Source organism: Variovorax sp. 679 (assembly GCF_003952185.1).
In the GTDB taxonomy this organism is placed as follows: Bacteria; Pseudomonadota; Gammaproteobacteria; order Burkholderiales; family Burkholderiaceae_C; genus Variovorax.
In genome coordinates, this window is the sequence record NZ_RXFS01000006.1 from 303661 (window position 1) to 329206 (window position 25546).

Annotated in this window: 26 protein-coding genes and 1 riboswitch; of the genes, 17 read left to right on the forward strand and 9 right to left on the reverse strand. The window is 67.1% G+C overall.

What is annotated here, in order from left to right; all coding sequences use genetic code 11:
* Window positions 1-6: 6 nt before the first annotated feature.
* Window positions 7-708, reverse strand: a complete 702-nt coding sequence (locus EJO71_RS17320; protein ID WP_125949844.1) for a fumarylacetoacetate hydrolase family protein — start codon at window positions 706-708, stop codon at window positions 7-9.
* A gap of 119 nt (window positions 709-827) precedes the next feature.
* On the opposite strand from EJO71_RS17320, the gene EJO71_RS17325 reads away from it, so the two are divergent.
* From EJO71_RS17325 to pgeF, 3 genes are read left to right on the forward strand one after another with little or no spacing between them, the layout of a single operon-like run.
* Complete coding sequence (locus tag EJO71_RS17325; RefSeq protein WP_125949843.1) at window positions 828-1754, forward strand: tetratricopeptide repeat protein; 927 nt, start codon at window positions 828-830, stop codon at window positions 1752-1754.
* Window positions 1755-1791: 37 nt separating this feature from the next.
* Window positions 1792-2430, forward strand: a complete 639-nt coding sequence (gene maiA, locus EJO71_RS17330; RefSeq protein ID WP_125949842.1) for a maleylacetoacetate isomerase — start codon at window positions 1792-1794, stop codon at window positions 2428-2430.
* Window positions 2431-2435: 5 nt separating this feature from the next.
* Window positions 2436-3194, forward strand: coding sequence for a peptidoglycan editing factor PgeF (gene pgeF, locus EJO71_RS17335; RefSeq protein WP_125949841.1), 759 nt, complete (start codon window positions 2436-2438; stop codon window positions 3192-3194).
* Here pgeF and EJO71_RS17340 read toward each other — a convergent pair.
* A complete protein-coding gene (locus tag EJO71_RS17340; RefSeq protein ID WP_125949840.1) occupies window positions 3126-3434 on the reverse strand; it encodes a hypothetical protein in 309 nt (102 codons plus the stop codon). The two genes, pgeF and EJO71_RS17340, sit on opposite strands and share 69 nt — an antisense overlap.
* Before the next feature lie 113 nt (window positions 3435-3547).
* Here EJO71_RS17340 and phaC point away from each other — a divergent pair, with 113 nt between their 5' ends.
* Both phaC and EJO71_RS17350 read left to right on the forward strand, forming a co-directional pair.
* Window positions 3548-5299 (forward strand): class I poly(R)-hydroxyalkanoic acid synthase, encoded by a 1752-nt coding sequence (gene phaC / locus EJO71_RS17345; RefSeq protein ID WP_125950113.1) that lies wholly within the window; start codon window positions 3548-3550, stop codon window positions 5297-5299.
* Window positions 5300-5480: 181 nt separating this feature from the next.
* Window positions 5481-6659: an acetyl-CoA C-acetyltransferase gene (locus EJO71_RS17350; RefSeq protein WP_093201945.1), complete on the forward strand. Its 1179-nt coding sequence runs from the start codon at window positions 5481-5483 to the stop codon at window positions 6657-6659.
* A gap of 51 nt (window positions 6660-6710) precedes the next feature.
* On the opposite strand, the gene EJO71_RS17355 is transcribed toward EJO71_RS17350, so the two are convergent.
* A complete protein-coding gene (locus tag EJO71_RS17355; protein ID WP_125949839.1) occupies window positions 6711-7355 on the reverse strand; it encodes a glutathione S-transferase in 645 nt (214 codons plus the stop codon).
* Between the two features lie 28 nt (window positions 7356-7383).
* Here EJO71_RS17355 and yghU point away from each other — a divergent pair, with 28 nt between their 5' ends.
* Window positions 7384-8259, forward strand: coding sequence for a glutathione-dependent disulfide-bond oxidoreductase (gene yghU, locus EJO71_RS17360; RefSeq protein ID WP_125949838.1), 876 nt, complete (start codon window positions 7384-7386; stop codon window positions 8257-8259).
* Window positions 8260-8265: 6 nt separating this feature from the next.
* The gene (locus EJO71_RS17365) at window positions 8266-8856 is read left to right on the forward strand and encodes an NAD(P)H-dependent oxidoreductase (protein WP_125949837.1); all 591 of its coding nucleotides are present in this window, start codon (window positions 8266-8268) and stop codon (window positions 8854-8856) included.
* A 458-nt stretch (window positions 8857-9314) separates the two neighbouring features.
* Here EJO71_RS17365 and EJO71_RS17370 read toward each other — a convergent pair whose 3' ends face one another.
* The gene (locus tag EJO71_RS17370; RefSeq protein ID WP_125949836.1) at window positions 9315-10226 is read right to left on the reverse strand and encodes a LysR family transcriptional regulator; all 912 of its coding nucleotides are present in this window, start codon (window positions 10224-10226) and stop codon (window positions 9315-9317) included.
* A 120-nt stretch (window positions 10227-10346) separates the two neighbouring features.
* On the opposite strand from EJO71_RS17370, the gene EJO71_RS17375 reads away from it, so the two are divergent.
* The 5 genes from EJO71_RS17375 (at window position 10347) to EJO71_RS17395 (ending at window position 15339) form a co-directional block, all read left to right on the forward strand.
* Window positions 10347-11327 carry a tripartite tricarboxylate transporter substrate binding protein gene (locus EJO71_RS17375; RefSeq protein ID WP_125949835.1) on the forward strand — a complete coding sequence of 327 codons (981 nt, stop codon included), beginning with the start codon at window positions 10347-10349 and terminating at the stop codon, window positions 11325-11327.
* Between the two features lie 18 nt (window positions 11328-11345).
* Window positions 11346-12233, forward strand: coding sequence for a MaoC family dehydratase N-terminal domain-containing protein (locus EJO71_RS17380; protein ID WP_125949834.1), 888 nt, complete (start codon window positions 11346-11348; stop codon window positions 12231-12233).
* A gap of 17 nt (window positions 12234-12250) precedes the next feature.
* Entirely contained in the window at window positions 12251-13432 is a 1182-nt protein-coding gene (locus EJO71_RS17385) for a CaiB/BaiF CoA-transferase family protein (RefSeq protein WP_125949833.1), read from the forward strand.
* On the forward strand, window positions 13429-14289 hold the full coding sequence (locus EJO71_RS17390; protein WP_125949832.1) for a CoA ester lyase: 861 nt from the start codon (window positions 13429-13431) through the stop codon (window positions 14287-14289). The genes EJO71_RS17385 and EJO71_RS17390 overlap by 4 nt, the downstream gene beginning before the upstream one ends.
* 114 nt (window positions 14290-14403) lie before the next feature.
* Window positions 14404-15339 carry a tripartite tricarboxylate transporter substrate-binding protein gene (locus EJO71_RS17395; protein ID WP_240651445.1) on the forward strand — a complete coding sequence of 312 codons (936 nt, stop codon included), beginning with the start codon at window positions 14404-14406 and terminating at the stop codon, window positions 15337-15339.
* A gap of 39 nt (window positions 15340-15378) precedes the next feature.
* Here EJO71_RS17395 and EJO71_RS17400 read toward each other — a convergent pair whose 3' ends face one another.
* The 4 genes from EJO71_RS17400 to EJO71_RS17415 form a co-directional block, all read right to left on the reverse strand.
* On the reverse strand, window positions 15379-15732 hold the full coding sequence (locus EJO71_RS17400; RefSeq protein ID WP_125949830.1) for a VOC family protein: 354 nt from the start codon (window positions 15730-15732) through the stop codon (window positions 15379-15381).
* 72 nt (window positions 15733-15804) lie between these two features.
* On the reverse strand, window positions 15805-16404 hold the full coding sequence (locus EJO71_RS17405) for a helix-turn-helix domain-containing protein (RefSeq protein ID WP_240651425.1): 600 nt from the start codon (window positions 16402-16404) through the stop codon (window positions 15805-15807).
* Between the two features lie 276 nt (window positions 16405-16680).
* The gene (locus EJO71_RS17410; protein ID WP_125949829.1) at window positions 16681-17193 is read right to left on the reverse strand and encodes a CinA family protein; all 513 of its coding nucleotides are present in this window, start codon (window positions 17191-17193) and stop codon (window positions 16681-16683) included.
* On the reverse strand, window positions 17190-17837 hold the full coding sequence (locus EJO71_RS17415; RefSeq protein WP_125949828.1) for a DJ-1/PfpI family protein: 648 nt from the start codon (window positions 17835-17837) through the stop codon (window positions 17190-17192). Before EJO71_RS17415 ends, EJO71_RS17410 begins: the two co-directional genes overlap by 4 nt.
* 205 nt (window positions 17838-18042) lie before the next feature.
* Here EJO71_RS17415 and phbB point away from each other — a divergent pair, with 205 nt between their 5' ends.
* The 3 genes from phbB (at window position 18043) to ybaL (ending at window position 22023) form a co-directional block, all read left to right on the forward strand.
* Entirely contained in the window at window positions 18043-18780 is a 738-nt protein-coding gene (phbB, locus tag EJO71_RS17420) for an acetoacetyl-CoA reductase (protein ID WP_125949827.1), read from the forward strand.
* A gap of 126 nt (window positions 18781-18906) precedes the next feature.
* On the forward strand, window positions 18907-20250 hold the full coding sequence (locus EJO71_RS17425) for a dicarboxylate/amino acid:cation symporter (RefSeq protein ID WP_125949826.1): 1344 nt from the start codon (window positions 18907-18909) through the stop codon (window positions 20248-20250).
* Window positions 20251-20313: 63 nt separating this feature from the next.
* Window positions 20314-22023, forward strand: coding sequence for a YbaL family putative K(+) efflux transporter (ybaL, locus tag EJO71_RS17430; RefSeq protein ID WP_125949825.1), 1710 nt, complete (start codon window positions 20314-20316; stop codon window positions 22021-22023).
* Window positions 22024-22058: 35 nt separating this feature from the next.
* Here ybaL and EJO71_RS17435 read toward each other — a convergent pair whose 3' ends face one another.
* Entirely contained in the window at window positions 22059-22463 is a 405-nt protein-coding gene (locus EJO71_RS17435; RefSeq protein WP_125949824.1) for a hypothetical protein, read from the reverse strand.
* 151 nt (window positions 22464-22614) lie between these two features.
* Here EJO71_RS17435 and EJO71_RS17440 point away from each other — a divergent pair, with 151 nt between their 5' ends.
* Both EJO71_RS17440 and EJO71_RS17445 read left to right on the forward strand, forming a co-directional pair.
* Window positions 22615-22836 (forward strand): hypothetical protein, encoded by a 222-nt coding sequence (locus tag EJO71_RS17440; protein WP_125949823.1) that lies wholly within the window; start codon window positions 22615-22617, stop codon window positions 22834-22836.
* Between the two features lie 78 nt (window positions 22837-22914).
* Window positions 22915-23220, forward strand: a riboswitch (cobalamin riboswitch).
* Between the two features lie 250 nt (window positions 23221-23470).
* Window positions 23471-25537 carry a TonB-dependent siderophore receptor gene (locus EJO71_RS17445; protein ID WP_240651424.1) on the forward strand — a complete coding sequence of 689 codons (2067 nt, stop codon included), beginning with the start codon at window positions 23471-23473 and terminating at the stop codon, window positions 25535-25537.
* Window positions 25538-25546 lie beyond the last annotated feature (9 nt).

Below are 25546 nucleotides of genomic sequence, written 5' to 3' on the forward strand. Positions count from 1 at the left end.
CCGTCTTCAGACGATCTTGACGGTCAGCTTCGGCAGGCCTGCGACCTCGCCCACGAGCGTGTCGCCGGCCACCACGGCGGCCACGCCTTCTGGTGTGCCGGTGTAGATCAGGTCGCCGGGCTGCAGCTCCCAGGCTGCCGACAGGTGCTCGATGGTCTCGGCCACGTTCCAGATCAGCTTGCCCACGTTGCTGCGCTGGCGGTCGGTGCCGTTCACCTGCAGCGAGATTTCTGCCTTTTCGGCGTCGCCGGCCTGCGCCACCGGCACGATCGGGCCGATGGGCGCGCTCTGCTCGAAGCCCTTGCCGATGTCCCAGGGGCGGCCCTGCTTCTTCATGTCGTTCTGCAGGTCGCGGCGCGTCATGTCGAGGCCGACCGCGTAGCCGTAGATGTGCTTGTGGGCGTCGGCGGCGGCAATGTTCTTGCCGCCGGTGCCGATGGCGACCACGAGTTCGATCTCGTGGTGCAGGTTCTTCGTGAGCGAGGGGTAGGCCATGGTGCCGGTCTGGCCCGCATCGACCACCACCAGCGCGTCGGCGGGCTTCATGAAGAAGAAGGGCGGCTCGCGGCCGGTGAAGCCCATTTCCTTGGCGTGATCTTCGTAGTTGCGGCCCACGCAGTAGATGCGGTGCACCGGAAAGCGGGCGGGCTGGCCGGCCACGGGCACCGAGACGGCGGCGGGCGGGGCGAAGACGAACTCGGAAGCCATTGAGACGTGTCCTTTTTCAACGAAACCTGGGCGGGAAACCGGCAGTGTGCCAGAGGCAGGGGGCTCACAATAGACAGCCCGCCCGGCGTATTCCTTCTCCATTCCCCTCATTTCCCACCATGCCCATCCGAATCGGCAAGGCCGGCAAGGCCAACGCGCTCAACGAACTAGGCCGCCGGCTCGACGAGGAGGGCGACCAGGACGGCGCACTGCAAGCCTACGCGCAGGCCGGCGCGGTGCTGCCGAACTGGTCGGCCCCCTGGTACAACATCGGCCTCATCCACAAGTACCGCGGCGACTGGGCCGCCTCGCTGCAGGCCAATGCCAGGGCCGTGCAATGCGACCCGGGCAACCAGGGCGCCATCTGGAACCTCGGCATCGCCGCCACGGCGCTGGGCGATTGGGACGCGGCCCGCAATGCCTGGCGGCAGTACGGCATCAAGGTGCCGGACGGCGATGGGCCGGTCGATCTCTTCATCGGGCTCACGCCCATCCGCGTGCATGGCGACGAGGCCAGCGAAGTGGTGTGGGCCGACCGCATCGATCCGGCGCGCGCCATCCTGCGCAACGTGCCCACGCCGGACAGCGGCCATCGCTACGGCGACCTCGTGCTGCACGACGGCGCGGCCAACGGCTACCGCCTGCGCGGCGAGCGCGAGGTGCCGGTGTTCGACGCGCTCGAGCTGATCGCGCCCTCGGACTACTCGACCTACGAGGTCGGCATCGAGGATGCGACGAAGGAAGACATCGACGCGCTGGTCCGGCGCTTCGAGGCCGCCGACGCCAGCGCCGAGAACTGGACCACCAGCATGCAGATACTGTGCCGCGCCTGCTCCGAGGGCCGCCCTTACGGCGAAGGCCAGCACAACCATGGCGAAGGCGAGGAGCCCGGCGCGCTGGGGCCGTGGCGCATCGGTATCGCCGCCCGCCAGGAAGAAGCCGCGCGCCGCATCCTCGGCGAGTGGCGGGATGCCATCGCCACCACATCGCCGAAGGTCGCGCTGGTGGACTTCCGCTGCGTGCTGGTGGCTATGGCCCGCTCCTGACACTCCGCTCACGGGTGAGCGCTATGCTTGCGAAATCATGAAGCTGCACAACTACTTCCGTTCCTCCGCCTCGTTCCGCGTTCGCATCGCCCTCAACCTGAAGGGCCTTGATTTCGACTATGTTCCCGTGCACATCGCGCGCGGCGACCACCGCACCGGCCCCTTCGCCTCCATCTCAGCCGACCGGCTGGTGCCGCTGCTCGAGGACGAGGGCGAGCGCTTCTCGCAATCGATGGCCATCATCGAGTACCTCGACGAAGTGCATCCCGAGCCGGCGCTGCTGCCGCACGACCCGGTGGGCCGCGCCCATGTGCGCGCGCTGGCGCAGTCGATCGCCTGCGAGATCCACCCGCTCAACAACCTGCGCGTGCTCAAGTACCTCGTGCAGGACCTGAAGCTCGACGAAGACGCCAAGAACGCCTGGTACCGCCACTGGGTGCGCGACGGCCTGCAGGCCTTCGAACGCCAGCTCGCGCAGTACCCCGCCGGCATCTACTGCTGGGGCAACACGCCCACCATGGCCGATTGCTGCCTGGTGCCGCAGATCTTCAACGGCCGCCGCTTCGACTGCGACTTCAGCGGCCTGCCGCGCACCATGGCGGCCTTCGAGGCCTGCATGGAGCTCGACGCCTTCCAGCGCGCCCAGCCCTCGCAGGCACCCGACGCGGAAGCCTGAAGCCGATGGATGCACGCTGGCTCGTGCCCGAGTGGCCCGCGCCGTCGAACGTGAGGGCCGTGTGCACCACGCGCGAGGGTGGGGTTTCTGCCGGACGTTATGAAAGCCTGAATCTCGGCGACCACGTGGGCGACGAGCCCGCGCATGTGGCAGAAAACAGGAGCCGCCTGCGCGCAGCCGTCGGCGCGCGACCGGTCTTCCTGCAACAGGTTCACGGCACGGGCGTGGTTGCGCTCGACGCCCCGCAGGACGCGGTACGCGACGGGACCGCCGCCGATGCCTGCACGGCCACCGCCACCGGCCTGGCCTGCACCATCATGGTGGCCGACTGCCTGCCTGTGCTCTTCACCGATGAATCCGGTCACCGCGTGGCCGCGGCGCATGCCGGCTGGCGGGGGCTGGCGGGCGGAGTGCTCGAGCAGACCGTAAAGGCTTTCGAGGCTGAGGGCGCTTCGCGTGTCATCGCCTGGCTTGGGCCGTGCATCGGCCCCAAGGCCTTCGAGGTGGGGCCGGAGGTCAAGGCCGCCTTCGAGGCGCATGCGCCCGAAGCCGCATCGTGCTTCAGGCCCGCGCCGGCACCGGGCAAATGGCTGGCCGACCTGCCCGCGCTGGCGCGCCAGCGGCTGCAAGCGGCGGGCATCGGGGCGGTGTACGGCAACGACGGCAGCGACCTGTGGTGCACCGTCACCGACGCTTCAAGGTTCTTTTCGCACCGGCGCGACGGCGTCAGCGGCCGTTTCGCCGCCCTGGTCTGGAAGGTCTGAGCTTGCAGCTTCGGCCGCCGCGCGCCTCGCGGCTTCCTGTGCCTCGAGTTCGCGCTGCTTGATCGCTCGGCGTCGTGCGGGAGTGCCCATCAGGTAAACCACCAGTGCCACCGGCGCCAAACCGTACAAAAGAAATGTGAAGATGGCGCCCAGCACGGTGCCTGTGGTGTTGGTGGCCTCGGCCACGGCCATCATCAGGGCGACATACAACCAACCGATGACGATCAGATGGATAAACACGGGAAGTTTCAGTTGGTAAGCAAGGGGGGCGGCGTTGTGAGGGCCCTGTGAATGCAGCATACTCAAAACACGCAAGCCATCCGTACCGTTTCAGGCGAGGACCAGGAGACATGATGAAGCAACAAGCCACGGGGGCCGATGCGTTCGCGCCCTTCCAGCAGGCACTTTCAGAGGGATGGAGCAAGGCGCTGGAATCGTTCCAGCAGTCCGCCGCGCAAGGGGCTTCGGCCTTCAACGTCGGCGGCACGCCGCTATGGGAACTGCCGCCGGGCGTGAAGATGCCCGAGCTGCCCAGGTTCTCCATCGATCCCGAAAAACTCCAGTCCATCCAGCAGCAATACGTTGCCGAAGCGACCGAACTCTGGCGCCAGGGCTTCGGCGCGAAGCCGGAAGGCGACAAGCGCTTCGCCGGCGATGCCTGGGGCAGCAACCCGCTGTCGGCTTTCTCGGCGGCCGTGTACCTGCTCAACGGCCGCACCATGCTCGGCATGGCCGAGGCCATCGATGCCGATGAAAAGACCAAGGCGCGCCTGCGTTTCGCGGTCGAGCAATGGATGGCAGCCTCGGCGCCCAGCAACTCGCTGGCCTTCAACGCCGAAGCGCAGAAGAAGGCCATCGACACGCAGGGCGAGAGCATCGCCAGGGGCATCCAGAACCTGCTGCACGACGTCAGGCAGGGCCACCTCAGCATGACCGACGAGAGCGCCTTCGAAGTGGGGCGCAACGTGGCCACCACCGAGGGCGCCGTGGTGTTCGAGAACGAGTTCTTCCAGCTGCTCGAATACAAGCCGCTCACGGCCAAGGTGCACGAGCGACCCTTCCTGCTGGTGCCGCCCTGCATCAACAAGTTCTACATCCTCGACCTGCAGCCCGAGAACTCGCTGATCCGCTATGCGAACGAGCAGGGCCACCGGGTGTTCGTGGTGAGCTGGCGCAATCCCGACGAGTCGATGGCCAAGGCCACCTGGGACGACTACATCGAGAACGCCGCCATCAAGGCGATCCACACGGTGCAGGAGATCAGCGGCAGCAAGCAGATCAACACGCTCGGCTTCTGCGTGGGCGGCACCATCCTGAGCACCGCGCTCGCCGTGCTCGCGGCGCGCGGCGAGAAGCCTGCCGCCTCGGTCACGCTGCTGACCACCTTCCTCGACTTCAGCGACACCGGCATCCTCGACATCTTCGTGGACGAGACCATGGTGGCGTACCGCGAAATGCAGCTCGGCAAGGGCGGCCTGCTGCCCGGCGGCGACCTGGCCTCGACCTTCAGCTTCCTGCGGCCCAACGACCTGGTGTGGAACTACGTGGTCGGCAACTACCTGAAGGGCGAGACCCCGCCGCCCTTCGACCTGCTGTACTGGAACAGCGACGCCACCAACCTGCCGGGCCCGTTCTACGCCTGGTACCTGCGCAACACGTACCACGAGAACAAGCTGGCCAAGCCGAACGCGCTCACCGTCTGCGGCGAGAAGATCGACCTGGGCAGCATCGACATCCCGGCCTACATCTACGGCTCGCGCGAAGACCACATCGTGCCGATCGGCGGCGCGTATGCCTCCACGCAGCTGCTGCCCGGCAGGAAGCGCTTCGTGATGGGTGCCTCGGGCCACATCGCAGGCGTGATCAACCCGCCCGCCAAGAAAAAGCGCAGCCACTGGATTCGCGACGACGGCAAGTTCCCGAAGACGCAGGCCGAATGGCTGACCGGTGCGCAGGAGCATCCCGGCAGCTGGTGGACCGACTGGGCACAATGGCTCAAGGGGCACGCGGGCAAACAGGTTCCCGCGCCCAAGGCGTACGGCAACGGCAAGGCTTACAAGGCCATCGAGCCGGCGCCCGGACGCTACGTCAAGGCCAAGGCTTGAAGAACATGGCACACCCCCAGGCTTGCCCACTGCGTGTGGCCGCCAACCCCCTTGCAGGGGGCAACACCAGCGGCCCGGCAAAGCCGGTTCCGCGGTGTTCCTGGGGTGGGCCGTGGCTTGGCGCAAGTCGCGCCTGCAGTTTTGATACGCAGATTCTTTAATCACTTCAACGGAGAACCTCATGGAAGACATCGTCATCGTTTCGGCAGCACGCACGGCGGTCGGCAAGTTCGGCGGCTCGCTCGCCGGCATCCCGGCCACGGAGCTGGGTGCGATCGTGATCAAGGAAGTGATTGCACGCGCCAACCTCACGGCCGAGCAGGTCGGCGAGGCCATCATGGGCCAGGTGCTGGCAGCCGGCGCGGGCCAGAACCCCGCGCGCCAGGCGTGGCTCAAGAGCGGCGGCACCAAGGAAACCCCGGCGCTCACCATCAACGCCGTGTGCGGCTCGGGCCTGAAGGCCGTGATGCTGGCGGCGCAGGCCGTGGCCACGGGCGACAGCGAGATCGTCATTGCCGGCGGCCAGGAAAACATGAGCGCAGCGCCGCACGTGCTGCCCAATTCGCGCAACGGCCAGCGCATGGGCGACTGGAAGCTGGTCGACACCATGATCGTCGACGGCCTGTGGGACGTCTACAACCAGTACCACATGGGCATCACCGCCGAGAACGTGGCAAAGAAGTACGGCATCGACCGCTCCGCGCAGGACGAGCTGGCGCTGGGCAGCCAGACCAAGGCCGCCGCCGCGCAGGACGCCGGCAAGTTCAAGGACGAGATCGTCGGCGTGAGCATTCCGCAGAAGAAGGGCGACCCGGTCGTCTTCAACACCGACGAATTCATCAACCGCAAGACCAGCGCCGAAGGCCTGGCCGGCCTGCGCCCCGCCTTCGACAAGGCCGGCGGCGTGACGGCAGGCAATGCCTCGGGCCTGAACGACGGCGCCGCCGCCGTGATGGTGATGACCGCCAAGAAGGCCGCAGCCCTCGGCCTGAAGCCGCTGGGCCGCATCGCCAGCTACGCCACCGCCGGCCTCGACCCCGCCATCATGGGCATGGGCCCCGTGCCCGCCTCGACCAAGGCGCTGCAGCGCGCCGGCTGGAAGGCCGCCGACCTCGACCTGCTCGAGATCAACGAAGCCTTCGCCGCGCAGGCCTGCGCCGTGAACAAGGAAATGGGCTGGGACATCAACAAGGTGAACGTCAACGGCGGCGCCATCGCCATCGGCCACCCCATCGGCGCGTCGGGCTGCCGCATCCTGGTAACGCTGCTGCACGAAATGCAGCGCCAGAACGCCAAGAAGGGCATCGCCTCGCTGTGCATCGGCGGGGGCATGGGCGTTGCGCTGACGATCGAGCGCTGATCGTCGTCCCGTCGTTCCGATGACGGCGCCCGGCGCGCCGTCACCGCCGGCTCAGCGCGCCATCGCCATCGACGGCCGCTGCGCCATCGCCGCGCGCCAGCGCAGCAGCTCGGGGTGTTGCTCCCCGGGCTTGACCCGCACCACGCGGGCGAAGTCCACCGCCACCACGGCAGTGATGTCGGCAATGCTGAACTGGTCGGTGGCGATGAAATCGCGGCCGGCCAGCCGTTCGTTCAGCGTCTCGAAGAAATGCTGGATTCGCGCCAGCCCGCGCTGGGCCAGCTCGGGGATCTGCGCGTAGTTCACCGGACCGGGCAGCGCCCGGTTTGCCATGGCAGGTGAACTGTTGCGCAGCGTCTCGGCGATGGCCAGCAGGCCTTCGAACTCGATGCGCCAGTTCCAGCTGGCGATCTCGGCCTTTTCGCGCGGCGTGACGCCCATCAGCGGCGGCTGCGGGCATCGGGCCTCCACCCATGCCGCGATGGCGGCGTTGTCGGTCAGCAGCAGGCCGTCTTCTTCGTCCGTGCGCAGTGCCGGCACGGTGCATTGCGGATTGATCGCGCGGTAGGCATCGCCCATCTGCTCACCACGAGCGAGGTCGACCTGCACGGTCTCGTGCGAAATGCCCTTCTCGGCAAGCAGGATGCGCGCGCGCCGCGGGCTGGGTGCGGTGGCGCAGTCGTAGAGAATGATCATCGTCCGTTCAACTCCTGGAACTCATCGCATGAATGGCACGACAGCCTACACGCCGCCCACCGTCTGGTCATGGAACAAGGAAAACGGCGGGCGCTTCGCGAACATCAATCGCCCGATCGCTGGGGCGACGCACGAGAAGGACCTGCCGGTAGGCAAGCATCCGCTGCAACTCTATTCGCTGGCAACGCCCAACGGCGTGAAGGTGACGGTGATGCTAGAGGAACTGCTGGCGCTGGGCCACGCGGGCGCCGAGTACGACGCCTGGCTGATCCGCATCAATGAAGGCGACCAGTTCGGCAGCGGCTTCGTGGCGGTGAACCCGAACTCCAAGATCCCCGCGCTGATGGACCGCAGCGGCGACACGCCCATCCGCGTGTTCGAGTCGGCCGCGATCCTGCAGTACCTGGCCGAGAAGTTCGGCAACGCCTTCCTGCCGACGCACCAGCCGGCGCGCGCCGAATGCCTGTCGTGGCTGTTCTGGCAGATGGGCAGCGCGCCTTACCTGGGCGGTGGCTTCGGGCACTTCTATGCCTACGCGCCGACGAAGATCGAATACGCGATCGACCGCTTCGCCATGGAAACCAAGCGCCAGCTCGACGTGCTCGACCGCCGCCTGGCCGAGAGCCGCTACCTGGCGGGCGATGAATACACCGTCGCCGACATGGCCGTCTGGCCCTGGTACGGCACCCTCGCCAAGGGCCAGCTGTACGAGTCGGGCGAGTTCCTCTCGGTGAGCGAATACAGCAACGTGCTGCGCTGGACCGACGAGATCGCCAGGCGCCCGGCGGTGCAGCGCGGCCGCATGGTCAACCGCACCTGGGGGCAGCCGTCGAGCCAGCTGCACGAGCGGCACGATGCCGGCGACTTCGACACCCGGACCCTGGACAAGCTCGAAGCGAAATAGACAACCATGAGCGACAAGATCCTGGTCTTCTACGGCTCCTATCGTTCCGACCGCATGGGTGTGCGCCTGGCGGATTTCATCGTCTCGGGGCTTCGGGCACGCGGCGACGACGCCGAGTTGATCGACGCGAAGGCGGTCGACCTGCCCATGCTCGACCGCATGTACAAGGAATATCCGAAAGGCACGGCGCCGGCGGCGATGGAGGCCCTGGCCGAGAAGATCCGCACGGCCGACGCCTTCGTCTTCGTCACCGGCGAATACAACTGGGGCCCGCAGCCGGGCCTGAAGAACCTCACTGACCACTTCCTCGAGGAGTGGTTCTGGCGCCCCGCGGCCATCGCGAGCTATTCGGCGGGACGCTTCTCGGGCGTGCGCTCGGGCACGGTGTGGCATTCGATCCTGTCGGAGATGGGCATGGTCGTCGTGTCGAGCACGCTCGCCGTCGGGCCGATCTCGCAGACGCTGGATGCGGCAGGCAAGCCGACGGGGCCTGCGGGCGAATCGCTGCAGCGTTCGTTCGGTCGGTTTGCGGACGATCTGGCCTGGTGGACCGAGGCGGCGCGAGCGCAGCGGGCGCACAAGGCGCCGCCTTACTGATGGATGGCCCGGGGGCTCGCGGCAAGGCGTCGCGGGCCAGCTTGTTCACCGCTCAAATTTTGGGCAAAGTGTGGAATGCCCTTATAAAACAACGACTTGCATTCCTTTTACAAGGCTCCTCATGAGTTATCCCCAAAGTTGTGCACTGAAAATGGGGAAGAAGCCGGCTTTTCCACATTCCAGCCGCAAGTGGCTGATCCGATAGCGTTTTTCGCTCACGGAAAACCGTGAAAAACTGGGTCCTGAGGCTGTTTGAAGGCTCTGCGAAGCGGTTTTGGCGGCCAAAGTTGTTCACCGCCCAAATTTTGAGCAAACTAAGGAATACCCTTGTAAAACAACGACTTGCATTCGTTTTACAAGGCTCCTCATGAGTTACCCCCAAAGTTGTCCACGGAAAATGGGGACGGGAGCGAGTTGTTCAGCAATCGCGCGCAAGTCCCTGTTTTTGGCCGCTGCGCTCAGCTTCCTTCAGCCTGCTGCCCGGCATAGTGCCGGCACAGGGTTTCGACCAGCGCCTGTGCGTAGACCGGCAATGCGGCCCGGTCCCGCACCAGCAGATACCGCTCCCGCACGCACCACGCATCGCTGAGGTCGATCAGCGCGAGCTGCATGCTTTCCTGGTTGCGCCGTGCCGCCGACTCGGGCACCACGCCGATGCCCACGCCGTTGCCGATCATCCGGCACATCGCGTCGAAGCTGCCGAGCTGGATGCGCAGCTTCTGCCGCTTGCCGAGGTTGTCGGTGATCTGCGCCAGGAAGGTCTGCAGCGTGCTGCCTTGCTGCATGCCGATGGCGTCCTCGTCCAGCGTCTCGGCGAAAGAGATCTTCTTGCGCCTTGCGAAGCGGTGCCTGCGCGAGGTGGCGAGCACCAGCCGGTCGGTGCTGAAGTGAATGGCTTCCAGCCCCAGCGTGTCGACGCGGCCGGCGACGATGCCGATGTCGGCGCGGCCGTCGAGCACGCCGCGCGGGATCTGAGCATTCGGTTTTTCCTGAAGGTCGACGTTGATGCGCGGGTTGCGCGAGAGAAAGCCCGGCAGGATCTCGGGCAGGAAATCGGTCACCGCCGTGGTGTTGGCGAACACGCGCAGGTGGCCGCGCAGGCCGCCGCCGTATTCGAGCAGGTCGGCGCGCAGCTGCTCCGTCTGGTGCAGCACGAGGCGTGCGTGATGCAGGAAGGCTTCGCCCGGCGGCAGCAGCCGCACGCCGCGGGCCTCGCGCTGCAGCAGTTGCAGGCCGGCTTGCGTTTCCAGCGCCTTGATGCGCGCGCTGGCGGCGGCCAGCGACATGTGCTGGCGCTCGGCCGCCCGCGTGAGGCTGCCGAGTTCGGCCGTGGCCACGAAGAGGCGCAGGTCGGTGAGGTCGAAGAGCATCGGGCGATGCTAGACCTTCCCTGACCCCGAGCCTTCGGAAACGCGGAAGGCTGGGTTCCGAAATCGCAGATTGCGCGCAAGGGTGGGGCGCACGACCATGCGGCCATGGAGACACAACGCATGAGATTCCGCGCATTCGCGCTGCTGGCCCTCGCCGCCGCAACCACCCTGATGCAGGCCGGCCCGGCCCGCGCCGATTCATATCCCTCGCGCCCCGTCACCCTCGTGGTGCCCCAGGCCGCGGGCGGCACCAACGACATCGTCGGCCGCCTCGTGGGCCAGAAGCTCGGCGAGGTGATGAACAACGCCAGCGTGGTGGTCGACAACCGCCCCGGCGCCGGCGGCAACATCGGCACCCAGCTGGTGGCCAAGGGCCCGAAGGACGGCTACACGCTGCTCATGACCATCAGCAGCAGCCAGGCCATCAACCCGGCGCTCTACAGGAACCCGGGCTTCGACCCAGTGAAAGACTTCAAGCCCGTCGGTCTCGTCGGTGCGGTGCCCAACGTGCTGCTGGTCAACCCGAGCTTCCCGGCGAAGAACTTCGCCGAATTCCTGAAGCTCGCGCGGGCGAAGGGCGCCAACTACCAGTACGCCTCGGCCGGCAACGGCACGCTCAACCACCTGCTCGGTGAAATGCTCAACAGCATGGCCGGCATCTCGATGCAGCACGTGCCGTACAAGGGCGTGGCGCCCGCGCTCAACGACGTGCTGGGCGGCCAGTTGCCGATCGTGTTCGCGAGCCTGCCTTCGGCGCTGCCGCACATCAAGGCCGGCAAGCTGCGCGCGCTGGCGGTGAGCGGCGAGAAGCGCTCGCCCGTGCTGCCCGACGTACCCACCATCGCCGAGGCCGTGCCCGGCTACAACGGCACGCTGTGGATAGGCCTGTTCGCGCCCGCAGGCGTTCCGGCTGACGTGCTGGCGACATTGCAGGACGCCACGCGCAAGGCGCTGGCTTCGAAGGATCTGCGCGACAAGCTCGACCAGCAAGGCGTGGAGATTGCCCCGCCGACCACGCCCGAACAGTTCTCGGCGCTGCTGCAGGACGACCTCGCCAAGTGGGCGCGGATCGTCAAGGCCTCCGGTGCCGCGGTCGATTGAACGACGACGAAGAAATCCATGAGCAACGACACACCTCCCATGATCGACAGCGACGCGCTGGCGAAGCTGCAAGCCTGGCAGGGCCGCAGCGAAACGCTGGCCGACGACATCACCGCCGCGCCCGTGCGCGCGCTCTCCGCCACGCTCGACCGCGAAGATCCGCAGCCCGAAAGTGGCACGCGCCTGCCCGAGCTATGGCACTGGCTCTACTTCCTGCCGCACCACCGCCAGTCCGAGATCGGCGAGGACGGCCACGCGAAGCGCGGCGGCTTTCTGCCGCCCGTGCCGCTGCCGCGCCGCATGTGGGCCGGCGGGCGGCTCAACTGGGAGCAGGGCAATCCGCTGAAGGTCGGCGACAAGGTCGAGCGCACTTCGACCATCGCATCGGTCACCCACAAGGCGGGCCGTACCGGCGAGCTGGTGTTCGTGCTGGTGCGCCACGAGGTGCGCAACGGGCGCGGCCTCGCGCTGACCGAGGAGCACGACATCGTCTACCGCGCCGCGGCGCAACCGGGCGAAGCGGGTCCGCCGCCCACGCCCGCGCCGAAGGACGCAGCCTTCAGCCGCGACATCGCCCCCGACGACGTGCTGCTCTTCCGCTACTCGGCGCTCACCTTCAACGGCCACCGCATCCACTACGACCGCCGCTACGTCACGCAGGTCGAGGGCTACCCGGGCCTGATCGTGCACGGCCCGCTGATCGCAACGCTGCTGGTCGACCTGCTGCGCCGCAACGTACCGGGCGCGCAGCTCGCGCGCTTCGAGTTCCGCGCGGTGCGGCCGACCTTCGACATCGCGCCGTTCCGCGTGCACGGCAAGCCGCTCGGCGACGGAAAGACCTTTGCGCTCTGGGGCGAGGACGCCGACGGCTGGCTCACGATGCAGGCCACGGCCGTGCTGGCCTGAGCGGGGAGAACAGACACATGACAAGACCCCTGGACGGCATCACCGTCATCTCTCTCGAACACGCGATCGCCGCGCCGTTCTGCACCCGCCAGCTCGCCGATCTCGGCGCGCGCGTCATCAAGGTGGAGCGCCCCGAGGTGGGCGACTTCGCGCGCGCCTACGACGCCCGCGTCGGCGGCGAGGCCTCGCATTTCGTGTGGGTGAACCGCTCGAAGGAAAGCCTCACGCTCGACCTGAAGCAGCCCGCCGCGCTCGCCGTGCTGCAGGAACTGCTGGCCGATGCCGACGTGCTGGTGCAGAACCTCGCGCCCGGTGCCGCCGCGCGCATGGGGCTCGGTGCGCAGGTGCTGCAGGCGAAGCACCCGAGGCTCATCGTCTGCGACATCTCGGGCTACGGCGAGGACGGCCCGTACCGCGACAAGAAGGCCTACGACCTGCTGATCCAGAGCGAGGCGGGCTTTCTCTCGGTGACCGGCACGCCCGACGAGCCGTGCAAGTCGGGCAACTCCATCGCCGACATCGCGGCAGGCATGTATGCGTACACAGGCATCCTCGCGGCGCTGCTCCAGCGCGGCAAGACGGGCAAGGGCTCGCACATCGACGTGTCGATGCTCGAATCGCTCGCCGAGTGGATGGGCTACCCGATGTACTACGCCTACGACGGCGCGCCCCCGCCGCCGCGCAGCGCCGCGTCGCACGCGACCATTTATCCGTACGGCCCGTTTCCCGCGGGCGACGGCGGCACCGTGATGCTGGGCCTGCAGAACAAGCGCGAGTGGCGCACCTTCTGCGAGAAGGTGCTGCTGCAGGCGGGGCTGGCCACCGACCCGCGCTTCGACAGCAACGCACGGCGCAACGAGAACCGCGAGGCCCTGCGCGCCATCATTCTGGAAACCTTCGGCGCACTGAGCACGGCGCAGGTGCTGGAGCGGCTCGACACGGCGCAGATCGCCAACGCCCGCATGAACGACATGGCCGGGCTCTGGGCCCACCCGCAGCTTCAGGCGCGGGAGCGCTGGCGGCAGGTGGGTTCGCCGGCGGGCGACATACCGGCATTGCTGCCGGCAGGGCGGCAGAGCGCGTTCGACTACCGCATGGACCCGATTCCGGCGGTTGGGGAACACACCGACGCGATCCTGCGCAGCCTCGGGCGCGGCGAAGCGGACATCGCGGCACTGCGCGAGGCGGGGGCGGTGTGAGCGCGTTGCCGCTCGCCCTGGCGCGCGCCTTCCTGTTCGTGCCCGCCGACCGGCCTGAACGCCATGCGCGTGCGCTGGCCACGGGGGCGGGCGGCGTGATCGTCGATCTCGAGGATGCGGTGGCGCCCGAGCGCAAGATGGCGGCGCGCGAGGCGCTCGCCGCATCGTTCGCCGCGCTGCCGGACATGGACCGGCAACGGCTGCTGGTGCGAGTCAATGCCGCTGGCACGCCGTGGCACGACGACGACTGCGCGCAGGCTGCTGCGCTGGTCGCTCGGGGCCTGATCGCCGGTGTAGTGCTGCCCAAGGCGGAGCGTGCGGCCGATCTGTCGCGGCTGGCGCAGGCCATCGGTCCCCAGGGCGTGCTGGTGCCGTTGATCGAATCAGCCGCGGGCCTGGCTGCGGTCGACGAACTTGCTGCCGCTTCGCAGGTGCTGCGACTTGCCTTCGGCAATCTCGATTTCCAGGCCGACCTCGGCATGGCCTGCGATGCCGACGAAGCTGAGCTGGTGCCGGTGCGCCTCGCATTGGTGCTGGCCTCGCGCCGCGCCGGCCTGAGTGCGCCCATCGACGGCGTGACGCCCGACTGGCGCGACGCGGCCCGGCTGGCTGCAGACACCGCGCGCGCCCGGCGCGGCGGCTTCGGCGCCAAGCTGTGCATCCACCCCGACCAGGTCGTGCCGGTGCATGCCGCGCTCGGCCCCAGCGCCGACGAACTGGCCTGGGCGCGCCGCGTGGTCGATGCCATCCGCGCATCGGGCGGCGGCGTGGTCAGCCTCGACGGGCGGATGGTCGATGCACCCGTGGTGCGGCTGGCCGAGCGCCTGCTGGCGCTCGAGACGCAGCCGGCACCCTGACGAACACCCATAACCATAGGAGACAAAGAAGTGACAGCAACCAAGACGACGAAAACGAAGACCTGGAAATTCAAGACCCTGCTGGCGGCCTCGGCCGGCGCCTGCCTGTTCGCCATGCAATCGCCCGCAGCCGCGCAGGCCGCGTGGCCCGACAAGCCCGTCACCATGGTGGTGCCGTACTCCGCCGGCGGCCCGACCGACGTGGTGGCGCGCATGCTGGCGATTCCCATGGGCAAATCGCTGGGCCAGCCCGTGATCGTCGAGAACACCGTCGGCGCGGGCGGCACCATTGCGCCCACGCGGGTGGCCAAGGCGGCGCCCAACGGCTACACCATCCTGATCCACCACATGGGCATGGCCACCGCGCCCGCGCTCTACAAGAAGCTCAACTACGACCCGCTGAAGGACTTCGAATACGTCGGCCAGGTGCTGGACGTGCCGATGACGCTGCTGTCGCGCAAGGACTTTCCGGCCAACAACTACCAGGAGCTGCTGGCCTATGTGAAGGCGAACAAGGACAAGGTCTCGCTGGCCAACGCGGGCGTGGGGGCGGTGTCGCAGCTGTGCGGCCTGCTGTTCATGAACCAGATCGGCGTGCAGCTCACCACGGTGCCGTACAAGGGCGCGGGCCCGGCGCTCAACGACCTGATGGGCGGGCAGGTCGACCTGCTGTGCGACCAGACCACGCAGACCGCGCCGGTCATCAAGGACGGTAACCGGGTGAAGGTGTTCGGCGTGACCACGCCGCAGCGGTTGTCGAGCATGCCCAACATCCCGACGCTGGACGAGCAGGGCCTGAAAGGCTTCGACGTGAGGGTGTGGCACGGCATCTATGCGCCCAAGGGCACGCCGCCCGCGGTAATCGAGAAGCTGAACGTCGCCCTGCGCGCCGCGCTGCAGGACGACATGGTCAAGCATCGCCTGGCCGAACTCAGCTCCGAGATCGTGCCGCTGGAGAAGCAGACCCCGGAGAGCCTGCGCACGCACCTCGCGGCGGAGGTCGGCAAGTGGGGCAAGGTGATCCGCGCGGCGGGCGTGCAGGCGGATTGAGGCTCTCCCTGGGCGAGGGGCGGTCTGCGCCGTTGTGTTCTATTGCGCCGACCAGACTGCCAGCTCGTACCCGTCCAGATCCAGAAAATGGAAGCGGCGCCCGCCCGGGAAGGCAAAGACCGGTCGAATGATCGTGGCGCCCGCCGCTTCGACGCGCAACTGTGTCTTGGCGAGATCATCCGCATAAAGGATGACCAATGGACCGCCCGGGCGCACGGCTTCACCCGTAGTGAATCCACCGGTCAGTCGGCCGTCGGTGAACTCACTGTACGTCGGTCCATAGTCGGTGAAAGTCCAGTCGAATGCCGAACCGTAGAACGCCTTGCTGCGCGCGATGTCGGCGACGTTGAACTCGATGTTGTCGATTTGCCGATCGCGGCTCGTGATTGCCATGTGTGTGTCCTGATGCTGGATGAAAGGCCACCATGATTGTCTGGCTGCAATCCGGGGTCTTGAATAAAACGGTCAGTCGGTGGCGCCCGCTGGACAACGGACGTGGTTCAACAAGGCTGAAGCGGTCATGCCGCAGAGTGCTTTGACTTCACGGGCGAGATGGGACTGGTCCGCGTAGCCTGCATCGATCGCCAGCATGGCCAGACCGGTGTCTCGAACCTCGCGGGCCAGGGACAGAAAGTGCTGGAAGCGCAGGATGCGCTCCAATGTCTTCGGCCCGTAGCCGAAGTGATCGCGGCAGTGACGCAGTAGCGTGCGTTCGCTGATGCCCAGTCGCTCGCGCATGCTGGCTGTGACCGAGCCCTCGTCTCGCGACGGCGATGCCGCAAGATGGAAGATCGCCGAGGCATTCCTGTCCGGCCCGTTGAATGGCTGCGGCATTGCCATCAACTGGTCCTGAAACACCTGTGCCTGTCGAGCAATGGATTCCGTCTCCTCCATTCGGCTGGCGAAGTCTCTGGCCCGGATTCCCCACAGGTCAGCCAATTCGACGGCCTGACCAACGATCTCCGATAGCGGCAGACCCAGCCAATGGCGCGCCGCGCCGGGCTGGAACCGTGCGCCGAGCACGCTCGCACCGGGTTGCAGGACGGGGCCGGGCGGCGACGACATCGGGTCCGGCGACCCACAGTCGACCGGCGCGCCAGACCAGGTCGACGCACCCGTCCGGCACGATGGCGACCTCCCCGGCATGCGAAGCCGGCAGAACGCTTGTCCAGATGCATTGGAAATGGGCCTGCAACCCGGGCTGGGGAACACTCTCCCGGTACTGTCCTGTGATGCCCCCAATGCCTGATGCGTCGAGCGCAGCACTACGAGCAGACATGAGGGACTCTTGTCTTTTCGGCACATGCCGTGTCGTCTGTGTTCGAGATCTTGGGCATCTTCCTAGCTGCTCCCGGTGCGCAGGGTCTGTTCGAACAGAGTGAGAAGGTGCCGCGCGAACAGGTCCATGTTCGCCGGCCGGTCGGCGTCGCCGGTCTCGATGGTTCGGCTCAGCGTGGTCGCGCCGACGATGGCGAGGCACACGCGCCCCGGCACATCGCCATACGGGCTGGGCGAAGGGCCGGCCGCGCCGCTTTCGGCGATGCCCCAGGTCGTGTGGTGGGTGTCGCGCATCCGGCCGGCGATGAGCAGGGCGTAGGGCTCGGTCTCTCCGCGCATGCCGGCCATGTCGTCGGCTGTCAGGCCCAGCAGCGCCCGGCCCGCGCGCCGCGAATAGACGACGGCGCCACCTCGGAAGTAGGCCGATGCCCCTGGAATGGCAAGCAGCGCGGCCGAGACAAGACCGCCCGCCGAAGATTCGACGACTGAAACCGTCTGGCCCCGTGCACGCAGCATCTCGCCCACGCGCGCCGCGAGCACCGGCAGGGATTCGGAGAGCGTCGTGTGATCGGTCATGGTGCGTGGAAGCGGGCGCCGGGCCGCTTCACGTAGGCCGGCGCGCGCTCGTGGCTTGCCGTGTCTCCGTAGATGGTGTCCGCCGGGTAATACTCGGCCTGCAGCTGCACCTTGGCCGCGGCTTCCTCGCCGGCGGTGTGGGCGATGAAGGCCAGCATCAGGTCGGTACCGGCCGATACCCCGGCCGAGGTCCAGACGTTGCCGTCCTGCACGAAGCGCTGCTCGACCACCTTCACGTCGCCCAGTGCGCGCAGGCGGTCGAGCGATCCCCAGTGCGTGGTGGCGGTCCTGCCCGAGAGCAGCCCGGCCGCGTGCAGCACGAAGGCGCCGGTGCATACCGACATCAGCGTGGTGCAGCCGGGTGCCTGGTCGGCGAGGAAGCGCGTCATCGCGGGGTTGTCGACTTCGCGGCGCGTGCCCATGCCGCCGGGCACGAGCAGGCAGTCGAGTTGCGGGCAGTCGGCGAAGGACACATGTGGATTGATCGAGAGCCCCTTGGCGCAGACCACCGGCTCGCGCTTCTCGGCCACGATCAGGCAATGCTCGGGACCACCGGCCAGCTTGCTCCACATGGTGAGCATTTCCCAAGGGCCGACGAAGTCGAGTTCCTCGACGTCGGGGAAGACGATGATCCCGAAATTCATACTTTGGAACTCCTTGGGTTTATGGCTTGTGCGGGCGCGCACAGGTGCGAGGATAGAGGCTGGGCACGAAGGTCGCTTCGTGACAGTTCTTCGTGACAGCTGGTTGCAAGCCTGGCTCAGTGTTTTCCTCAGAGGACCGTGGCTTGAAACTCGCTAGAGTGAAGGCGGCCGTTCAGGCTTTTGCTATGTACACAAAGGAAATCTCATGAGCAAGAAAGTTGCATATGTCACCGGGGGCATGGGTGGCATCGGAACAGCCATCTGCCAACGTCTGCACAAGGACGGGTTCACCGTGGTCGCAGGTTGCGGCCCTACGCGCGACTACGCCAAGTGGCTGGCCGAACAGAAAGCCGCAGGCTTCGAGTTCCATGCCTCCGTCGGCAATGTCGGCGATTGGCAATCCACCGTCGAGGCCTTCTCCGCCGCCAAGGCGGCGCACGGTCCCATCGACGTGCTGGTGAACAACGCCGGCATCACGCGGGACCGCATGTTCCTCAAGATGACCCCCGAGGACTGGAGCGCGGTGATCGAGACCAACCTCAACAGCATGTTCAACGTCACCAAGCAGGTGGTGGGCGACATGGTCGAAAAGGGCTGGGGCCGCATCATCAACATCAGCTCGGTCAACGGCGCCAAGGGCCAGGCGGGCCAGACCAACTATTCGGCGGCCAAGGCCGGCATGCACGGCTTCACCATGGCGCTGGCGCAGGAGCTGGCCAACAAGGGCGTGACGGTCAACACCGTGAGCCCGGGCTACATCGGCACCGACATGGTCAAGGCCATCCGCCAGGAAGTGCTCGACAAGATCGTGGCCACCATCCCGGTCAAGCGCCTCGGCGAGCCGAGCGAAATCGCCTCGATCATCTCGTGGCTGGCCACCGACGAGGGCGGCTACAGCACCGGGGCCGACTTCTCCGTCAACGGCGGTCTCCACATGCATTAAGCATGCTGACTTACACCTGATCGACAAAACCCGCCTCGGCGGGTTTTTTCATTTCATCGATGCGGGTTCCACGGATAGAAAGCAGAAAACACGCGTCCTACAGTTTCCAACCCTCCGGAGGCAAACATGGAAAACACAACAAGCACATCCGCCAGAAAGCTCCCGCTCTACCGCTCGCTCTACGTGCAGGTGATCACCGCGGTGATCATCGGCGTGCTGCTCGGCTACTTCTATCCCGCGGCCGGCGAGGCGATGAAGCCGCTGGGCGACGGCTTCATCAAGCTGATCAAGATGATCATCGCGCCGATCATCTTCTGCACGGTGGTGGTGGGCATCGCCGGCATGGAAGACATGAAGAAGGTCGGCAAGACCGGTGGCCTGGCTCTGCTGTATTTCGAGATCGTCAGCAGCATCGCGCTGATCGTGGGCCTCGTGCTGGTCAACGTGCTCAAGCCCGGCGCGGGCATGAACGTCGACCCGAGCACGCTCGACACCAAGTCGATCGCCTCGTACACCGGCCCGGGCAAGATGACCGGCACGGTCGACTTCCTGCTGAACATCATTCCCAACACGGTGGTCGATGCCTTCGCCAAGGGCGAGATCCTGCAGGTGCTGCTGATCGCGGTGCTGTTCGGCTTCGCGCTGCACCGTTTCGGCGGCCGCGGCACGCTGGTGTTCGACGTGATCGAGAAGGGCTCGCACGTGCTCTTCGGCATCGTCAACTACATCATGAAGCTGGCGCCCATCGGTGCCTTCGGCGCGATGGCCTTCACCATCGGCAAGTACGGGCTGGGCAGCCTGTTCTCGCTCGGCAAGCTGATGGGCACCTTCTACCTGACCTGCCTGCTGTTCATCTTCGTGGTGCTGGGGCTCATTGCGAGGTTCCACGGGTTCAGCATCTGGAAGTTCATCAAGTACATCAAGGAAGAGCTGCTGATCGTGCTGGGCACCTCGTCGAGCGAATCGGTGCTGCCGCGCATGATGGAGAAGATGGAGAACCTGGGCGCGAACAAGACCTGCGTGGGCCTCGTGATCCCGACGGGCTACTCGTTCAACCTCGACGGCACTTCGATCTACCTGACGATGGCGGCCGTGTTCATCGCGCAGGCGACCAACACGCCGATGACGCTCACGCAGGAGATCACGCTGCTGGCGGTGCTGCTGCTGACCTCGAAGGGCGCGGCGGGCGTCACGGGCAGCGGCTTCATCGTGCTGGCGGCCACGCTGTCGGCCGTGGGGCACGTGCCGGTTGCGGGGCTGGCGCTGATTCTGGGCATCGACCGCTTCATGTCTGAAGCCCGCGCGCTGACCAACCTGATCGGCAACGGCGTGGCCACCATCGTGGTTGCCAAGTGGACCAACGAGCTCGACGAGACCCGGCTGCAGGCCGGCCTCAACAACGAGAGCTGGGTGGAAGCGCAGGAGCCCGAGGCGCTCGACGCCGCCCGCGCCGGCAAGATGGCCGGCTGAAATGGCCGGCCCGGAAGGCCGTTTGAAATAAAAGGCCGGGCATCGTTCCTGCAGAATGGAGCGATGCCCCACAGCGTCTCCCTCATCAACACGATCGCCGCCGGCCTGGGGCTGGCGCTCATCCTTGGCTTCCTGGCGGCCAGGCTGCGATTGCCGGCGCTGGTCGGCTATTTGCTGGCGGGCGTGATCATCGGCCCCTTCACGCCGGGCTTCGTGGCCGATGCGGGCATTGCCGCCCAGCTCGCCGAAATCGGCGTGATGCTGCTGATGTTCGGTGTGGGCCTTCATTTTTCCCTCGACGACCTGCTGGCCGTGCGCAAGATCGCGCTGCCCGGCGCGCTCGCGCAGATCGCGGTGGCCACGCTGCTCGGCGGCGGGCTGGCCATGTGGTGGGGCTGGAGCCCGGGCGCGGCGCTGGTGTTCGGGCTGGCGCTGTCGGTGGCCAGCACGGTGGTGCTGCTGCGCGCGCTCGAGAGCCTGGGCATCCTCGATTCGTTCACCGGCCGCATTGCCGTCGGCTGGCTCGTGGTCGAAGACCTGGCGATGGTGCTCGTGCTGGTGCTCATGCCGCCCCTGGCGGGCACGCTCGGCGGGCAGGGCGCGCAGGCCGGCGGCAATGCCGATCCGCTGTGGCAGACGCTGGGACTCACGCTGCTGCAGGTGGGCGGCTTCGTCGCGCTGATGCTGGTGGTGGGGCGGCGCGTGTTCCCGTGGATCCTCTGGCAGGTCACGCGCACCGGCTCGCGCGAGCTGTTCACGCTGTGCGTGGTGGCGGCGGCCGTGAGCATCGCCTATGCGTCGGCGGCGCTCTTCGGCGTTTCCTTCGCGCTGGGTGCCTTCTTCGCCGGCATGGTGATGCGCGAGTCGCAGTTCGCCCACCGGGCAGCCCAGGAGTCGCTGCCGCTGCGCGACGCCTTCGCGGTGCTTTTCTTCGTGTCGGTCGGCATGCTGTTCGACCCGTCGGTGCTGATCGAGCGGCCGCTGCAGGTGCTGGCGGTGGTGCTGGTCATCGTGCTGGGCAAGTCGCTCGCGGCCTGTGTGCTGGTGCTGGTGTTCCGCTACCCGCTGGGTACGGCGCTCACGGTCAGCGCCAGCCTGGCGCAGATCGGCGAGTTCTCGTTCATCCTGGCCGGGCTGGGCGTTTCGCTGGGCCTGCTGCCGGTGGAGGGGCAGAGCCTGGTGCTGGCCGGGGCGCTCATTTCCATCGCCACCAACCCGCTGTGGTTCAGCCTGATCGCGCCGATGCAGAAATGGCTGCATGCCCATTCGTCCTTCGCGCGCGGGCTCGAGATGCGCGACGACCCGCTGGCCGAGCTGCCCACGACCACCGAGGCGAAATACCTCTCGCGGCAGGTTGTGCTGGTGGGCTATGGCCGGGTCGGACGCCGCATCGCGGCCGAGCTCGACGCCAACGACATTCCCTACGTGGTGGCCGAGCAGAACCGCGAACTGGTCGAGAAGCTGCGCGAGGCGGGCACGCCGGCAGTGTGGGGCGATGCGGCCGACCCCGCCGTGCTGATCCAGGCGCACATCGCCCGTGCCCGGGTGCTTGTGGTGGCCACGCCCGACGCCATGAATGTGCGCCAGATGATGGAAACCGCGCGCACGCTCAACCCCACCATCCAGACCGTGATCCGCAGCCACAACGAGCAGGAGGCCAGGCTGCTCACGCAGGAAACCTCCGCCACCGTGTTCCTCGGCGAGCACGAACTGGCCCAGGCCATGGCCCGCGACGTGGTCCAGCGCGCGGTGTCGATGGCCGTGCCGGCTTGAAGACGACGCCGGCCTTCTTCTTTTGCTTCTTCTTCTCAGAGGTCTTCGATCACCAGCGTGCGGTAGCGCTGCGCAATGGAGTAGGGCACGGTGCGCACCAGCTCCATCAGCAACTCGGCCGCCGCGCCGTCCTTCGTCCTGACCAGCAGGCCCGTATGGCCCTCGCGGGCCAGCTTTGCATAGGCGCGAACCGTGGCCGCGTCGGTGCCGGCGGAGGGCAGGGGGCTGTCTTCCGTCCTCACGGTCGAAGCGATCTCGGCCAGCACCGTCTCGGCCGGAAGCAGGTAGATCTCGTCGCCGCTCACGCCTTTTTCGATCAGGCGGTGGCCGATGCGGTTGGCGTCAGTCGCGCTCGGGAACATCACCATCGAGTAGCCGGTCGGGTAGAAGGCGCCGCCGATGCTCGATCGCATGCCGGGTTCAAGAATGAAGTGCTTCATGCTGCCTCCTGGTTCTTGTTGCTGCTCCCTGGATACAACATTAGGCCGCACCGGGGGCTTGCTCTGTAGGAGAACCCCGAAAGCTCTGTCAACCGGGGGTGTCCGCGCCCAGTTCATTCAGTAGTCAGGCAGCACATTCATCCTTGCACCCATGCCCCCTCCAAGAAACATCGCACTTACCGTCCATGAACTCGAGGCCGGCGAGTTCTATTGGGTGCTGATGGAGGCCGTGGACGACACGCCCGGCGAGACCTCCCACGTCTACGTGCCGCTGGAGGCCGCCCACGAGCCGTATGCCACCTATTCGAACGCGCTGGTGGCCGGCGTGGCCATGATGCGGCGGCTGTTCGGGCCCGACGGCCGGCCCGGCTGAAGCCCGTGGCGGGGCCCTCGCATGGGGGCGCTACCTATAATCCCGCCGTTCCGGTGCGGTAATTTTCATTAACTGCGCCGGGCAACACGGTTCGAAGGTGCCCCGAACGCCATCTCATGGCCACGGGGTTAAACGGGAAGCAGGTGCGCCGCTTCATCCCCGGTCGATCGATGAATCGATCGACCGGCTGACGCGTCAACTCCTGCGCTGCCCCCGCAACGGTCAGCGGATCTGGAAAACCTCACGCCCGTGCCTCCTCGGCGGCACGGGCAGCCACTGCGTTTCGGCGTGGGAAGGCGAGGGTTTCGGCCGCGGTGTGCATCCACGACAGCACACCGCGGCGCTCCGCAAGCCCGGATACCGGCCCTCGCAACCGCCTTCGGACGCTGCGGGAGTGCGTGTCCGGGCCAGCCGCTTCCCGCCCTGCGGGCCGCCGCAGCCCTTTCGCCTCTTCCGCCGCGTCCTTCATCGGTCAGGAGCCTGCGGGGACGCAGGCCGGAGGAGAAACCAAATGGGTCATGCATCGCCGCAGCGCGATCGCACGGGCGTGCCGCCATTGCGCAGGACACGTCTTTCGGGTCTTTCACTGGGGTTGGGGCTGGTTTTAGGGCCTTCCGTGGTCCTTGCGCAGTCAATGGGCGAGGCAGTCGTCGGCGGCGGGCAGAGCCTCAAGCCGATCCAGGTGGAGGCCGACCGCCACACGCCGCTGGCCATCGACGAGCCCACGCAAACCGGCAGCCGGCTCGGCCTCACGCCGCTGGAAACGCCGGCCAGCATCGAAGTGCTGACGGGCGACACCATCCGCGCGCGCGGCGACGTCTCGGTGGTCGATGCCGTCACCCGCGCCACCGGCATCACCGGCTCGCCCGGCCCCGGCAATGGCGGCACCGCGCTGGTGGCGCGCGGCTTCCTGGGCCATGGCTCGGTGATGCAACTCTTCGACGGTACACGCCTTTATGCGGGCGCGGGCACCGTCACTTTCCCCTTCGACACCTGGTCGGCCGACCGCATCGAGGTGCTGCGCGGCGCGGCCTCGGTGATGTACGGCGAAGGTGCCATCGGCGGCGCGATCAATGTAGTGCCCAAGAAGCCCACACGCGGCCCGATCCGCAACGAGGCGCTGGTCACGCTGGGCTCCGACGCCACCCGGCAGGTGGCCTTCGGCAGCGGCGGGGCGATCAACGACACACTCTCCTACCGCTTCGACATCAGCCAGCGCAACACCGACGGCTTCATGCAGCGCGGCGAGGCCGAGAGCCTGGCCGTGGGCGCGGCCGTGCGGCTGGACGTGTCGCCGCAGCTGCAGTTCACGCTGTCGCACGACGAAGGCCGGCAGTCGCCGCAGCGCTACTACGGCGTGCCGCTGATCGACGGCCGCCTGAGCAGCCAGACGCTGCGCCAGAACTACAACGTGGACGACGCCGAGATCAAGTACCGCGACAAGTGGACCCGTCTCGACGCCCAGTGGACGCCCAACGACGCCATCACCGTGCGCAACCAGCTCTACCGGCTGGAGAGCAAGCGCCACTGGCGCAACAGCGAGACCTACACCTACAACGCCACCACCCGGCGCGTGACGCGCGGCGACTACCTGGAAATCGGCCACGACCAGGAGCAGATCGGCAACCGCACCGACGCCACCTTCAGGCACAGCCTGTTCGGGCTGGCCAACCAGGTGTTGGTGGGCTTCGACGCGAACCGCATCGACTTCACGCACACCAACGACTCGCCCTACGGCGGCCGCTCGGTGGTCGACCCCTTCGTCTTCAACCCGGGCTACTACGCCTCGCCCGTGGCCTACACGCCGCGCTACAAGACGAAGACCAGCACCTATGCCTTCTTCACCGAGGACAAGCTGGCCTTCAACGAGCAATGGTCGGTGGTGGGCAGCCTGCGCTGGGATCACGCGAAGATCGCGCGCACCGATCTTCAGAACGCGGCCAGCAGCTTCGGCAAGACCTTCGAGTACGCCACCGGCCGTCTCGGCGTGGTGTATGCGCCCGACGCCTCGCAGTCTTTCTATGCGCAGGTGGCGCGCGCTGCCGATCCGCTGGGTTCCCTGGTGACCACCTCGGCCTCGCAGGCGGCCTTCGACCTCAGCACCGGCAGGCAGGTCGAGGTCGGCTACAAGCGCCAACTCGCGGACAACCGCGGCGCCTGGACCGTTGCCGCCTACCGGATCGACAAGAACAAGCTGCTGTCGCGCGACGCCATCGACCCGACCGTCACGCAGCAGGTCGGCAAGCAGTCGTCGGAAGGCATCGAGGCCACTCTCGACCTGGCGCTCACCTCCACGCTGCGGCTGGAGGCCAACGTGGCCAAGCTGCGCGCGCGCTATGACGACTTCAACGAAGTGGTCGGCGGAAAGCTTGTCTCGCGCGCGGGCAACACGCCCACCGGCGTGCCTGAAGAGGCCGCGAACCTCTGGCTCAACTGGCGTTTCCTGCCGCAGTGGGAGGCCGACTTCGGCGTTCGCTACGTCGGCCCGCGCCAGGTCGATGCGGCCAACTCGCGCAGGATCGGCTCGTACACCGTGGCCGATGCGGGCGTGAGCTGGCAGGCGAATCCGTCGCTCAAGCTCGCGCTGCGTGCCTACAACCTGGCGGACCGCCGGTACGCGGTGTCCTTCTCGAACGGCGGCAACCAGTGGCTGCTGGGGCGCCCGCGCTCCTTCGAGCTGTCGGCGTTGGTCACCTTCTGAGCGGCGGAA

Excerpts from the sequence above, each read along its gene's own strand:
- EJO71_RS17320 (WP_125949844.1), bottom strand. The coding sequence starts at position 708 with ATGGCTTCCGAGTTCGTCTTCGCCCCGCCCGCCGCCGTCTCGGTGCCC.
- EJO71_RS17325 (WP_125949843.1), top strand. The coding sequence starts at position 828 with ATGCCCATCCGAATCGGCAAGGCCGGCAAGGCCAACGCGCTCAACGAA.
- maiA (WP_125949842.1), top strand. The coding sequence starts at position 1,792 with ATGAAGCTGCACAACTACTTCCGTTCCTCCGCCTCGTTCCGCGTTCGC.
- pgeF (WP_125949841.1), top strand. The coding sequence starts at position 2,436 with ATGGATGCACGCTGGCTCGTGCCCGAGTGGCCCGCGCCGTCGAACGTG.
- phaC (WP_125950113.1), top strand. The coding sequence starts at position 3,548 with ATGAAGCAACAAGCCACGGGGGCCGATGCGTTCGCGCCCTTCCAGCAG.
- EJO71_RS17350 (WP_093201945.1), top strand. The coding sequence starts at position 5,481 with ATGGAAGACATCGTCATCGTTTCGGCAGCACGCACGGCGGTCGGCAAG.
- EJO71_RS17355 (WP_125949839.1), bottom strand. The coding sequence starts at position 7,355 with ATGATCATTCTCTACGACTGCGCCACCGCACCCAGCCCGCGGCGCGCG.
- yghU (WP_125949838.1), top strand. The coding sequence starts at position 7,384 with ATGAATGGCACGACAGCCTACACGCCGCCCACCGTCTGGTCATGGAAC.
- EJO71_RS17365 (WP_125949837.1), top strand. The coding sequence starts at position 8,266 with ATGAGCGACAAGATCCTGGTCTTCTACGGCTCCTATCGTTCCGACCGC.
- EJO71_RS17370 (WP_125949836.1), bottom strand. The coding sequence starts at position 10,226 with ATGCTCTTCGACCTCACCGACCTGCGCCTCTTCGTGGCCACGGCCGAA.
- EJO71_RS17375 (WP_125949835.1), top strand. The coding sequence starts at position 10,347 with ATGAGATTCCGCGCATTCGCGCTGCTGGCCCTCGCCGCCGCAACCACC.
- EJO71_RS17380 (WP_125949834.1), top strand. The coding sequence starts at position 11,346 with ATGAGCAACGACACACCTCCCATGATCGACAGCGACGCGCTGGCGAAG.
- EJO71_RS17385 (WP_125949833.1), top strand. The coding sequence starts at position 12,251 with ATGACAAGACCCCTGGACGGCATCACCGTCATCTCTCTCGAACACGCG.
- EJO71_RS17395 (WP_240651445.1), top strand. The coding sequence starts at position 14,404 with ATGCAATCGCCCGCAGCCGCGCAGGCCGCGTGGCCCGACAAGCCCGTC.
- EJO71_RS17400 (WP_125949830.1), bottom strand. The coding sequence starts at position 15,732 with ATGGCAATCACGAGCCGCGATCGGCAAATCGACAACATCGAGTTCAAC.
- EJO71_RS17405 (WP_240651425.1), bottom strand. The coding sequence starts at position 16,404 with ATGTCGTCGCCGCCCGGCCCCGTCCTGCAACCCGGTGCGAGCGTGCTC.
- EJO71_RS17410 (WP_125949829.1), bottom strand. The coding sequence starts at position 17,193 with ATGACCGATCACACGACGCTCTCCGAATCCCTGCCGGTGCTCGCGGCG.
- EJO71_RS17415 (WP_125949828.1), bottom strand. The coding sequence starts at position 17,837 with ATGAATTTCGGGATCATCGTCTTCCCCGACGTCGAGGAACTCGACTTC.
- phbB (WP_125949827.1), top strand. The coding sequence starts at position 18,043 with ATGAGCAAGAAAGTTGCATATGTCACCGGGGGCATGGGTGGCATCGGA.
- EJO71_RS17425 (WP_125949826.1), top strand. The coding sequence starts at position 18,907 with ATGGAAAACACAACAAGCACATCCGCCAGAAAGCTCCCGCTCTACCGC.
- ybaL (WP_125949825.1), top strand. The coding sequence starts at position 20,314 with ATGCCCCACAGCGTCTCCCTCATCAACACGATCGCCGCCGGCCTGGGG.
- EJO71_RS17435 (WP_125949824.1), bottom strand. The coding sequence starts at position 22,463 with ATGAAGCACTTCATTCTTGAACCCGGCATGCGATCGAGCATCGGCGGC.
- EJO71_RS17440 (WP_125949823.1), top strand. The coding sequence starts at position 22,615 with ATGCCCCCTCCAAGAAACATCGCACTTACCGTCCATGAACTCGAGGCC.
- EJO71_RS17445 (WP_240651424.1), top strand. The coding sequence starts at position 23,471 with ATGGGCGAGGCAGTCGTCGGCGGCGGGCAGAGCCTCAAGCCGATCCAG.